This window comes from Pseudomonas sp. NPDC089569 (genome assembly GCF_050280625.1).
GTDB lineage: Bacteria > Pseudomonadota > Gammaproteobacteria > Pseudomonadales > Pseudomonadaceae > Aquipseudomonas.
Genome location: NZ_JBNNVQ010000151.1, coordinates 1 through 10,363 on the forward strand (window position 1 = coordinate 1; position 10,363 = coordinate 10,363).

Sequence of the window (10,363 nt, forward strand, 5' to 3'; positions counted from 1 at the left end):
TTCGGCGTAGTCGTCGATGGTCGAATCGATGCCCTTGGCCAGGAACGGCGCGAACATGGTCACGCCGACGAAACCGCCGTGATCGGCAATGAACTTGAGCTCTTCATCGGACTTGTTGCGCGGGTGCTCCTTGAGCCCCGACGGCAGGCAGTGGGAGTAGCACACCGGTTTTTTCGATTCGAGGATGACTTCTTCGGACGTCTTGGAGCCGACGTGGGAGAGGTCGCACATCACGCCGGCGCGGTTCATTTCGGCAACGATTTCACGACCGAAGCCCGACAGGCCGCCGTCACGCTCGTAGCAACCGGTGCCCACCAGGTTCTGGGTGTTGTAGCACATCTGCACGATGCCCACGCCCAGCTGCTTGAACACCTCGACATAGCCGATCTGGTCTTCGAACGCGTGGGCGTTCTGGAAGCCGAAGAGGATGCCGGTCTTGCCCTGCTCCTTGGCCTTGCGGATGTCGGCGGTGGTGCGAACCGGCATCACCAGGTCGCTGTTTTCGCGGATCAGCTTCTGGCTGGCGGCGATGTTGTTGACGGTCGCCTGAAAGCCTTCCCACACCGACACGGTGCAGTTGGCCGCGGTCAAACCGCCCTTGCGCATGTCTTCGAACAGTTCACGGTTCCACTTGGCGATAATCAGCCCGTCGATAACGATGCTGTCGGCGTGCAATTCGGCTGGGCTCATCAGGCTGTCCCCTTATTAGCGATTCATGCGCCGAATCGTCTGCCGGCGCTTTGGGACCAGCATATGCCTCGGTGCCTGAGGGGCCGGGTGCAAAAACGACAGGGGAATTGCCGAAAGCGTCAATAGGCGACAAAGCGGCGTCGCCAGGCACTAATCGCGACCTGTTCAAGGTCGCTCGCTTGAGCCAGAATTCGCCGCATCACTGAAGGCTTCACTGGTTTAGGGCGGCGATGCAATGAAATCGATCTTTCTGGCTTTGGCACTGATTGCGACCGGCGTACATGCAGCCGAAGAGGCGGACGACAACCCCTGCGACAAAGTCGAAAACGACGTACAGACCCTGGAGTGCTCCGTCTTCAGCAAAACCACCGCCGAGGATTTGCTCAAGGACAATTTCCAGAGCCTGACCGAGCGCATGCAGTCGCAATATGGCAAGAACCCGGCGCAATTGGCCGACATCAACGCCAAGCTCAAGGCCGCGCAGCAACAATGGCTCAAGACCCGCGATGCCGACTGCGCCGTCGAAGCCTTCCCGGCCACGGCCGGCAGCAAGGCGTTCACCATCGCGCAAAATGATTGCGTGGCGCGCATGAGCGACGAACGGTCGGAATTTTTGGAGTCGATTGGGCAGGAGTGACCCCCAGTTCCTGTCGGAAGCTGGCGTCGACGCCGGCTTCCATCCTCACAAAATGCGATTTCCTACACCCCTCGCTGACCTGACTTACAGCGCTCCCCACGGTCCACAGCGGACCCTGTTCGGTGGGCAACATCCCGACATGCTTCGTTAATTGGCCACGAGCGAAATATAAGCAAAGATTGAAAAATCTTATAAAAGACTTATATTCCCTCATGAACACTATTCACTGGACTCGAAAGGCCGTTAAGCAGCTTCTGAAATTGCATTCCGCTCATCAGATTCAGGTTCGTGATGCGGTTACGGCACTGAAGGACATGCCTGACACAGGCAACGTCAAAGTACTGGCCGGTCATGAATACGCCTACCGACTTCGAGTAGGTAACTACCGAGTCATGTTCAACTGGGATGGCGCAATCAAAGTAGTCAGTATTCAAGAGGTCAAAAAACGCGATGAACGCACCTACTGACGTTCAAATCATCAACGATGCAAACGGAAATCCTGCATTCGTGGTCATCCCCTACGCACAGTATGTGGCGCAGAAGATCGAGCCCGACCTGATTCCACACGAAGTCGTCAGTCGCATCGTCGATGGCGCGACCCCCATTCGCGCCTGGCGCGAACACTTGAACCTTACGCAGGATGAAGTGGCCAAGAAAATGGGCATTTCCCAGCCGGCATTCGCCCAGCAGGAAACCGTTGCCAAGCCTCGCCGGGCCACACGCGAAAAAATTGCCGCGGCTTTTGGCATTAACGCCAGTCAACTCGAGCTATAAGCCACGCGCGTCAGCAAGCAAAGGAATTGAACATGAAAGTCTGTGGTATCGAAATCAAAGGCAGCGAAGCGATTTTCGCCGTGGCGTCTCTCGACGGTTTGACTGCGGGTCACCTCGCGATCGCCACGAAGAAAATCGCGATGGACGATGACGACGAGGCCGCCAACGTCAAGGTATTCGCCGCCCAGGTCGCGTCTTTTGTCCGCGAAAACGCCATCGACCGCATCGCCATCAAGAAACGCAGCAAGAAAGGCGAATTCGCCGGCGGGCCGACCACGTTCAAGATCGAGGGGGTTTTCCAGTTGCTGGAGAATTGCGAAGTGACCTTGTTGTCGCCGCAGACCATTACGGCGCAGTGCAAGAAGTTCAATGTCGAACTGCCGGCGACGCTGAACAAGTATCAGCATGAGGCCTACAAAGCGGCCTGCTCGGCATTGCTGAAGAAGTAACGACACATCTTCTGTAGGAGCGAGCAAGCTCGCGATGGTCGTCAACGATGACGCTGGTTACCTGATACCCCGCGGCGCTCTGGCGTCTATCGCGAGCTTGCTCGCTCCTACAGGGTTTTGTGTTGTTCAGGCTTTGGCGGTACGCCGGTCTTCCCGCGGGCAGCGTTCGTATTTCGCCCGATAGCTGCGGGTGAAATACGACGGTGATTCAAAGCCGCAGGCGATGCTCACTTCCAGCACGCTCATGTCGGTCTGGCGCAACAACTGCCGCGCCTTCTCCAGGCGCAGGCGCAGGTAGAAATTGCTCGGCGTGTCGTTCAAGTGCAGGCGAAACAGGCGCTCCAGTTGCCTGCGGGTCACTTTGATCGATTCCGCCAGCTCCAGCGTGCTTAGCGGCGGCTCGCTGTGTTGTTCCATTTCGCCAATCACATGCACAAGCTTCTTGTTGCTGATGCCATAACGCGTGGCGACCTCCATGCGCTGGTGGTCTTTGCGCGGGCGGATGCGGCCGAGCACGAATTGTTCGCTGACCTGGATCGCCAGTTCCGGGCCATGGGCCTGGGCGATCAGATCGAGCATCAAATCGATGGAGGCGGTGCCGCCGGCGGACGTGATGCGCCGTCGGTCGATTTCGAACAGCTCCTGAGTGACGCTCAGTTGCGGATAAGACTCTTTGAAGGCATCGATGGCCTCCCAGTGTAGGGTCAAGCGATGACCATCGAGCAGCCCGGCTTCGGCAAGGACGAAACTGCCGGTATCGATGGCACCAAGGGTCACCCCTTCCTTATCCAGCCGACGCAACCAGTGTTCCAGGGTCGGGGTGGCGAACTTCAGCGGCTCGAATCCGGCGACCACCAACAAAATCGCGCCTTTCTTCAGCGGCTCCAACGCCGCATCGGCGTTGACCGACATGCCGTTGCTGGCCAGCACCGCCCCGCCATCGGCACTCAACACGTGCCAGCGATACAACTCGCCACGAAAGCGATTGGCGACCCGCAAGGGCTCGATGGCCGAGATAAACCCAATGGCCGAGAAACCCGGCATCAACAAGAAATAGAAATCCTGGGACATGGAGCGCACTCGATTGGCATGGAGCGAGAGGCCGGGCAGCGTGTGATGTTGATACGCCAGTTGTCCGCCACATTCAAGAGCACAGGTCGCTGCAGTGCAAGAGCTGGTCGCCGTAGTGCGCTTTCATGGCCGCTTAGCTGCGTAACTTGGCATCACCGGCACACAAAGATGACCGGACCCACAATAACGAAACTGCCGAGGAACCTGAGAATGAAACGACTGATCAGCAGCTGTGTTCTTGCACTCAGTGGTACCGCTTTGCTGAGCGCCAGTGTCATGGCCGCCGAACCTGCGTCGTGCCAGAACGTACGCATGGGCGTAGTGAACTGGACCGACGTCATCGCCACCAGCGCAATGACCCAGGTATTGCTCGACGGCCTCGGCTACAGCACCAAACAAACCAGCGCCTCCCAGCAGATTATCTTCGCCGGGATCCGCGACCAGCGCCTGGACCTGTTCCTGGGTTACTGGAACCCGCTGATGACCCAGACCATCACCCCGTTCGTCGACGCCAACCAGGTCAAGGTACTTGAAGCACCGAGCCTGCAAGACGCTCGCGCCACCCTCGCCGTACCGACTTATCTGGCCGACAAGGGCCTGAAGACGTTCGCTGACATCGCCAAGTTCGAAAAAGAACTGGGCGGCAAGATCTACGGCATCGAGCCAGGTTCGGGCGCCAACACCCAGATCAAGGCCATGATCGCCAAGAACCAGTTCGGCCTCGGCAAGTTCCAGCTCGTCGAGTCCAGCGAAGCCGGCATGCTCGCTGCCGTGGACCGCGCCGTGCGCCGCAACGAAGCCGTGGTGTTCTTCGGCTGGGCGCCGCACCCGATGAACGTCAACGTGAAGATGACTTACCTGACCGGCAGCGATGACGCCCTCGGCCCGAACGAAGGCAAAGCCACGGTCTGGACCGTCACTTCACCCAACTACGCGCAACAGTGCCCGAACATCGGCCGCCTGCTGAGCAACCTGACCTTCAGCGCCGAAGACGAGAGCCGGATGATGCAGCCGCTGCTGGATCACAAGGACGCCTTCGAGTCCGCCAAGCAATGGCTCAAGGATCACCCGCAGGACAAGCAGCGCTGGCTTGAAGGCGTGACCACCTTCGACGGCAAGCCGGCGGCTGAAAACCTGCAGCTGACCAGCAAATAACTCGCTCTTTTTTTGAACCGAACCATCGATTCGCAGCCCGCAAGGGCTGCGAGCGGGATCGACGCGCCTGAACAAACCTAAAGAATCCAGCCTGTAAGGAATCGCCAAATGAACCACGACGTCATCATCACCTGCGCACTCACCGGTGCTGGCGACACGACCAGCAAAAGCCCTCACGTGCCGGTCACCCCGAAACAGATCGCCGCTGCCGCCGTGGAAGCGGCCAAGGCCGGTGCCACCGTGGTTCACTGCCATGTTCGCGACCCGCAAACCGGCAAGTTCAGCCGTGACGTGGCGCTGTACCGTGAAGTGATGGAGCGCATTCGCGAAGCCGACGTCGACATCATCGTCAACCTCACCGCCGGCATGGGCGGCGACCTGGAAATCGGTGCAGGCGAGAACCCGATGGAGTTCGGCCCGAACACTGACCTGGTAGGCCCGCTGACCCGCCTGGCTCACGTCGAAGAACTGCTGCCGGAAATCTGCACCCTCGATTGCGGCACCCTGAACTTCGGCGATGGCGACACCATTTACGTGTCCACCCCGGCGCAACTGCGTGCCGGCGCCAAGCGCATTCAAGAGCTGGGCGTGAAAGCCGAGCTGGAGATCTTCGACACCGGTCACCTTTGGTTCGCCAAGCAGATGATGAAAGAAGGTCTGCTCGACAACCCGCTGTTCCAGCTGTGCCTGGGCATCCCGTGGGGCGCCCCGGCCGACACCACCACCATGAAAGCCATGGTCGACAACCTGCCGGCCGATGCGGTCTGGGCAGGCTTCGGCATCGGCCGCATGCAAATGCCGATGGCCGCACAGGCGGTGTTGCTCGGCGGCAACGTTCGCGTCGGCCTGGAAGACAACCTGTGGCTGGACAAGGGCGTGCTGGCGACCAACGGCCAACTGGTCGAACGCGCCACGGAAATCCTCAGCCGCCTCGGCGCCCGCGTCCTGACCCCGGCTGAAGGCCGCAAGAAAATGGGCCTGAAACAGCGCGGCTGACCTTTACACACTTTCCCCCTGTGGGAGCGAGCCTGCTCGCGATAGCGATTCACCTGCCTCAAATGAAGTATCGGATGTACCGACGCTATCGCGAGCAGGCTCGCTCCCACAGTTTTTCCCGAGCAGAATTCAGGACGTGACCATGAGCTTTATTACCGAAATCAAAACCTTCGCCGCTCTGGGCAGCGGTGTCATCGGCAGCGGCTGGGTCGCCCGTGCCCTCGCCCACGGCCTGGACGTAGTGGCCTGGGACCCGGCCCCCGGTGCCGAGGCCGCGCTGCGCAAACGCGTGGCCAACGCCTGGGGTGCGCTGGAGAAGAACGGTCTGGCGCCAGGCGCTTCACAGGATCGCTTGCGCTTTGTCGCCACCATCGAAGAATGCGTTCGCGACGCTGATTTCATCCAGGAAAGCGCTCCCGAACGCCTCGAGCTGAAACTGGAACTGCACGGCAAGATCAGCGCGGCGGCCAAGCCCAACGCACTGATCGGCTCCAGCACTTCGGGCCTGTTGCCGAGCGAGTTCTACGAGACCTCGACCCACCCGGAACGCTGCGTGGTCGGGCACCCGTTCAACCCGGTTTACCTGTTGCCTCTGGTGGAAGTGGTCGGCGGTAAAAACACCGCCCCGGAAGCCGTACAAGCCGCGATGAAAGTCTACGAATCCCTGGGGATGCGCCCCTTGCATGTACGCAAGGAAGTACCGGGGTTCATTGCCGACCGCTTGCTCGAAGCGCTGTGGCGCGAGGCACTGCACCTGGTCAACGACGGCGTGGCGACCACCGGTGAAATCGACGACGCCATTCGTTTCGGTGCCGGCCTGCGCTGGTCGTTCATGGGGACCTTCCTGACCTATACCCTGGCGGGCGGCGATGCCGGCATGCGCCACTTCATGTCCCAGTTCGGCCCGGCGTTGCAGTTGCCGTGGACCTACTTGCCGGCGCCGGAACTGACCGACAAGCTCATCGACGATGTAGTGGACGGCACCAGCGAGCAACTCGGTCGCCACAGCATTTCGGCGCTGGAACGCTATCGCGATGACTGCCTGCTGGCGGTGCTGGAAGCGGTGAAGAGCACCAAAGAAAAGCATGGCATGAGCTTCAGCGAATAAGCCGCACCCTGATCGTTCCCACGCTCTGCGTGGGAATGCAGCCCGGGACGCTCCGCGTCCCGAAAGGCGTGACGCAGAGCGTCACAGGAGGCGTTCCCACGCAGAGCGTGGGAACGATCATCTCTGGAGAGCAAGATGCCCACCCTCACCACCTACCAAACCCGCATCATCCCCGACTGGGTCGATTACAACGGCCACCTGCGCGACGCCTTCTACCTGTTGATCTTCAGCTACGCTACCGATGCGCTGATGGATCGCCTGGGCATGGACAGCAACAGCCGCGAAGCCAGCGGCAACTCGCTGTTTACCCTGGAACTGCACCTGAATTACCTGCACGAAGTGAAGCTCGACGCCGATGTCGAGGTTCGCACGCAGATCATCGGCCACGACAGCAAGCGCCTGCACCTCTATCACAGCCTGCATCTTGTGGGTGACGACAAGGAGCTGGCGGGCAACGAGCAAATGCTGTTACACGTAGACCTCGCAGGGCCGAACTCGGCGCCTTTCAGCGAACAAACCCTGGGCAAGCTGCAAGCCATCGTGGCTGAGCAACGCGACCTGCCTGCCCCGCAGTACATTGGCCGAGTGATCGCATTACCCACAAAAAAATAATAAGGAGATAGCCATGAACACCGCCGCCGCTTTTGCCGATTTTCGTACGTATCCGTTGATCAGCGCGCTGACAGGCGTGCAAGCGATGGCGGATCGTGTTCTGGTGAAGTGGGCCGACCAGCGTGTCAGCCCCTTTCATCATCAATGGTTGCGGGACAACTGCCCGTGCCCGCAATGCGTCTACACGGTCACTCGCGAACAGGTGCTGGAAATCGTCGACGTTCCGGAAAACCTGTTGCCCTCCGAAACCAGCCTCGACGCTGAAGGTTGCCTTTGCGTCCAGTGGCAGGACGGCCACCAGAGCCGCTTCGACCCAGGCTGGCTGCGTGCCCACGCCTACGACGACGAATCCCGCGCCGAGCGCCTGGCCGCCAAGTCGCAAACCCGACTTTGGCATAGCGATCTGAAACTGCCGGTGTTCGAGTATCAGGCGCTGATGAACGACAACGATGCCCTGCTGCAATGGCTGCTGGCAGTACGCGACACCGGCCTGACTCAGGTGCGTGGCGTGCCTACCGAACCCGGCTCGTTGAAACTGATTGCCCAGCGGATTTCGTTCATCCGCGAGAGCAATTTCGGCGTGCTGTTCAACGTGCAATCCAAGGCCGATGCCGACAGCAACGCCTACACCGCATTCAACCTGCCGCTGCACAGCGATTTGCCGACCCGGGAGCTGCAACCGGGGCTGCAATTCCTGCATTGCCTGGTCAACGATGCCGAAGGGGGCGAGAGCATTTTTGTCGACGGTTTCGCCATCGCCGACGCCTTGCGCCGCGAGGACCCGGAGTCGTTCAAAAGCCTGTGTGAAATGCCCGTCGAGTTTCGCAACAAGGACCGACACAGCGACTACCGTTGCCTGGCACCGATCATCGCTTTGAATGCCCTGGGGCAGGTGTCGGAAATCCGCATGGCGAACTTCCTGCGTGGCCCGTTCGACACCTCGGTGGAACAGATGCCGCGCCTCTACCGCGCGTATCGCCGCTTTATCGCGATGACCCGCGAACCGCGATTCCGGGTGATGCAACGGCTCAATCCCGGCGAGCTGTGGTGCTTCGACAACCGCCGCACCCTGCACGCCCGCAACGCCTTCGACCCCGCCACCGGGGCCCGGCACTTCCAGGGCTGCTATATCGATCGTGATGAGTTGTTGTCGCGCATTCTGGTGTTGCAACGCTAGATCTCATCGCCTTCAATCGCCGGCAAGCCGGCTCCCACAGGTTAGGTGTCGATCACACAATTTGTGACCACCACCGGACCTTGTGGGAGCGGGCTTGCCCGCGATGGCGTCCGATCAGGCACCACATATTTCCCTGAATCACAGACAAAAAAAGCCCCGATCAAGCCGTGACAGGATCGAGGCAGAGGGTACTGTTGAGGAGCTGCCGTGCGAGGGTGACCAAACCTTCGTGAAGCGAGCTGAGTCCAGTGTGCCGACTCCTCCGGCAAGCAAGTTAGCCGAAAACGACATATTCATAGCCAAGCAAGTCATTGCGACAAATCGCCCTTGCCGCCACCCCCGCCCCCTACCAGAATCGAGCCACGACACCGTTCCCGGAAGAAGGATATGCGTCATGATGTATACCGATTTGATTGACCAGGAAGATCTCTTGGGCCAGCTCAAGGCACTGGGACTCAACGTTGCCAATGGCGCTACCGCCGAGCAGGCTTGCGAGTGCGCGGTCAGGGGATTGAACGATGCCCGCGCCTACGAACTGCGCAAGATGGTGAAGGAGATGTACACCAGCAGCGCAACCATCCTGCCGGCCGTGCGCCAGGCCATCGACAGGCAATTGCTGCCGGCGTTGGCCGAATACCAACAAAGCCACGTCACCCGATAAAACGCCTTCGCGGGCAAGCCTCGCTCCTACAAGATCATCAAAACCTGTAGGAGCGAGGCTTGCCCGCGAATGAAGGCAGCTCGGTCTAGAGCCTTACGCTGGCGAACGTCGATTCGTTGCGCGCCTGGCTCAGCGCCGACAACGGCCCGGACAGCGGCGACAGCACCAGCGCTTGCGGCAACGGCATCATCGCCACCTGTTGCGTGGTGTTGGAACCTACGCGCTCGTCACGTGGCGGAATGCCGAAGTACTCGCGGTAGCATTTGGAGAAGTGCGGCGTGGACACGAAGCCACAGACCGAAGCCACTTCGATGATCGACATCGGCGTTTGCTTGAGCAGCTGGCGTGCGCGAATCAGGCGCAGCTTCAGGTAGTAACGCGACGGCGAACAGTGCAGGTATTTCTGGAACAGCCGCTCCAGCTGGCGACGCGATACCGAGACGTACACGGCCAATTCATCCAGGTCGATCGGCTCTTCCAGGTTGGCTTCCATCAGCGCGACGATTTCCTGCAGCTTCGGCTGGTTGGTACCCAGCATGTGCTTGAGCGGCACACGCTGGTGATCCTGCTCGTTGCGGATGCGCTCGTAGACGAACATCTCCGAGATGGCGGCGGACAGTTCACGACCGTGATCGCGGCTGATCAGGTGCAGCATCATGTCCAGCGGCGCGGTGCCGCCAGAGCTGGTGAAACGGTTACGGTCGAGGGTGAACAGGCGGGTACTCATGGCCACCCGCGGGAAAGCTTCCTGCATCGCCGCCAGACATTCCCAGTGCACGCTGCAATCGAAACCGTCGAGCAGGCCGGCGCACGCCAGGGCCCAGCTGCCGGTGCAGACCGCGCCGAGGCGACGGGACTGACGGGCCTGGCTTTGCAGCCATGAAACGTGTTCACGGGTAACAGTGCGTTGAATACCGATGCCACCGCAGACGATCACACTGGGCCTTGGCGGCGGAGCTTACATAAGTAAAGGCAACCGAAGCGCCTTCAGCGGCCAGACGTTTGACGATGGCAGCGCCAATGCCGCGGGAAC

12 protein-coding genes and 2 pseudogenes are annotated in these 10,363 nt (G+C 60.2%); 10 read left to right on the forward strand and 4 right to left on the reverse strand.

Annotated elements, in window-relative coordinates; translation table 11 throughout:
• The coding region (locus ACQKP2_RS30335; protein WP_427582009.1) for a membrane dipeptidase at positions 1-690 on the reverse strand (690 nt) is incomplete at its 3' end.
• A 235-nt stretch (positions 691-925) separates the two neighbouring features.
• On the opposite strand from ACQKP2_RS30335, the gene ACQKP2_RS30340 reads away from it, so the two are divergent.
• From ACQKP2_RS30340 to ACQKP2_RS30355, 4 genes are all read left to right on the forward strand, one after another.
• Positions 926-1,327: a lysozyme inhibitor LprI family protein gene (locus ACQKP2_RS30340; RefSeq protein ID WP_427582010.1), complete on the forward strand. Its 402-nt coding sequence runs from the start codon at positions 926-928 to the stop codon at positions 1,325-1,327.
• Positions 1,328-1,539: 212 nt separating this feature from the next.
• Positions 1,540-1,794: a type II toxin-antitoxin system RelE family toxin gene (locus ACQKP2_RS30345; RefSeq protein WP_427582011.1), complete on the forward strand. Its 255-nt coding sequence runs from the start codon at positions 1,540-1,542 to the stop codon at positions 1,792-1,794.
• Positions 1,778-2,101, forward strand: a complete 324-nt coding sequence (locus ACQKP2_RS30350; RefSeq protein WP_427582012.1) for a helix-turn-helix domain-containing protein — start codon at positions 1,778-1,780, stop codon at positions 2,099-2,101. The genes ACQKP2_RS30345 and ACQKP2_RS30350 overlap by 17 nt, the downstream gene beginning before the upstream one ends.
• Positions 2,102-2,133: 32 nt before the next feature.
• The gene (locus ACQKP2_RS30355; protein WP_427582013.1) at positions 2,134-2,550 is read left to right on the forward strand and encodes a DUF3010 family protein; all 417 of its coding nucleotides are present in this window, start codon (positions 2,134-2,136) and stop codon (positions 2,548-2,550) included.
• A gap of 126 nt (positions 2,551-2,676) precedes the next feature.
• On the opposite strand, the gene ACQKP2_RS30360 is transcribed toward ACQKP2_RS30355, so the two are convergent.
• A complete protein-coding gene (locus ACQKP2_RS30360; protein WP_427582014.1) occupies positions 2,677-3,621 on the reverse strand; it encodes a GlxA family transcriptional regulator in 945 nt (314 codons plus the stop codon).
• A gap of 210 nt (positions 3,622-3,831) precedes the next feature.
• Here ACQKP2_RS30360 and ACQKP2_RS30365 point away from each other — a divergent pair, with 210 nt between their 5' ends.
• The 6 genes from ACQKP2_RS30365 (at position 3,832) to ACQKP2_RS30390 (ending at position 9,330) form a co-directional block, all read left to right on the forward strand.
• Complete coding sequence (locus ACQKP2_RS30365; RefSeq protein WP_427582015.1) at positions 3,832-4,776, forward strand: choline ABC transporter substrate-binding protein; 945 nt, start codon at positions 3,832-3,834, stop codon at positions 4,774-4,776.
• 108 nt (positions 4,777-4,884) lie between these two features.
• Positions 4,885-5,772: a 3-keto-5-aminohexanoate cleavage protein gene (locus ACQKP2_RS30370; protein WP_427582016.1), complete on the forward strand. Its 888-nt coding sequence runs from the start codon at positions 4,885-4,887 to the stop codon at positions 5,770-5,772.
• 142 nt (positions 5,773-5,914) lie between these two features.
• Positions 5,915-6,880: an L-carnitine dehydrogenase gene (locus ACQKP2_RS30375; RefSeq protein WP_427582017.1), complete on the forward strand. Its 966-nt coding sequence runs from the start codon at positions 5,915-5,917 to the stop codon at positions 6,878-6,880.
• Between the two features lie 135 nt (positions 6,881-7,015).
• On the forward strand, positions 7,016-7,492 hold the full coding sequence (locus tag ACQKP2_RS30380; protein WP_427582018.1) for a thioesterase family protein: 477 nt from the start codon (positions 7,016-7,018) through the stop codon (positions 7,490-7,492).
• Positions 7,493-7,505: 13 nt separating this feature from the next.
• The gene (locus ACQKP2_RS30385) at positions 7,506-8,669 is read left to right on the forward strand and encodes a gamma-butyrobetaine dioxygenase (RefSeq protein WP_427582019.1); all 1,164 of its coding nucleotides are present in this window, start codon (positions 7,506-7,508) and stop codon (positions 8,667-8,669) included.
• Between the two features lie 394 nt (positions 8,670-9,063).
• On the forward strand, positions 9,064-9,330 hold the full coding sequence (locus ACQKP2_RS30390; protein ID WP_427582020.1) for a hypothetical protein: 267 nt from the start codon (positions 9,064-9,066) through the stop codon (positions 9,328-9,330).
• 85 nt (positions 9,331-9,415) lie between these two features.
• Here ACQKP2_RS30390 and ACQKP2_RS30395 read toward each other — a convergent pair.
• Positions 9,416-10,282 (reverse strand): annotated as a pseudogene (locus ACQKP2_RS30395) (GlxA family transcriptional regulator); the annotation flags it as partial.
• Positions 10,269-10,363: pseudogene (locus tag ACQKP2_RS30400) on the reverse strand (oxidoreductase); the annotation flags it as partial. The pseudogenes ACQKP2_RS30395 and ACQKP2_RS30400, both read right to left, overlap by 14 nt.

What these genes read in the sequence shown, in the direction of transcription:
- ACQKP2_RS30385 (WP_427582019.1), top strand. Translation starts at nt 7,506, where the DNA reads ATGAACACCGCCGCCGCTTTTGCCGATTTTCGTACGTATCCGTTGATC.
- ACQKP2_RS30345 (WP_427582011.1), top strand. Translation starts at nt 1,540, where the DNA reads ATGAACACTATTCACTGGACTCGAAAGGCCGTTAAGCAGCTTCTGAAA.
- ACQKP2_RS30365 (WP_427582015.1), top strand. Translation starts at nt 3,832, where the DNA reads ATGAAACGACTGATCAGCAGCTGTGTTCTTGCACTCAGTGGTACCGCT.
- ACQKP2_RS30355 (WP_427582013.1), top strand. Translation starts at nt 2,134, where the DNA reads ATGAAAGTCTGTGGTATCGAAATCAAAGGCAGCGAAGCGATTTTCGCC.
- ACQKP2_RS30370 (WP_427582016.1), top strand. Translation starts at nt 4,885, where the DNA reads ATGAACCACGACGTCATCATCACCTGCGCACTCACCGGTGCTGGCGAC.
- ACQKP2_RS30375 (WP_427582017.1), top strand. Translation starts at nt 5,915, where the DNA reads ATGAGCTTTATTACCGAAATCAAAACCTTCGCCGCTCTGGGCAGCGGT.
- ACQKP2_RS30360 (WP_427582014.1), bottom strand. Translation starts at nt 3,621, where the DNA reads ATGTCCCAGGATTTCTATTTCTTGTTGATGCCGGGTTTCTCGGCCATT.
- ACQKP2_RS30340 (WP_427582010.1), top strand. Translation starts at nt 926, where the DNA reads ATGAAATCGATCTTTCTGGCTTTGGCACTGATTGCGACCGGCGTACAT.
- ACQKP2_RS30390 (WP_427582020.1), top strand. Translation starts at nt 9,064, where the DNA reads ATGATGTATACCGATTTGATTGACCAGGAAGATCTCTTGGGCCAGCTC.
- ACQKP2_RS30350 (WP_427582012.1), top strand. Translation starts at nt 1,778, where the DNA reads ATGAACGCACCTACTGACGTTCAAATCATCAACGATGCAAACGGAAAT.
- ACQKP2_RS30380 (WP_427582018.1), top strand. Translation starts at nt 7,016, where the DNA reads ATGCCCACCCTCACCACCTACCAAACCCGCATCATCCCCGACTGGGTC.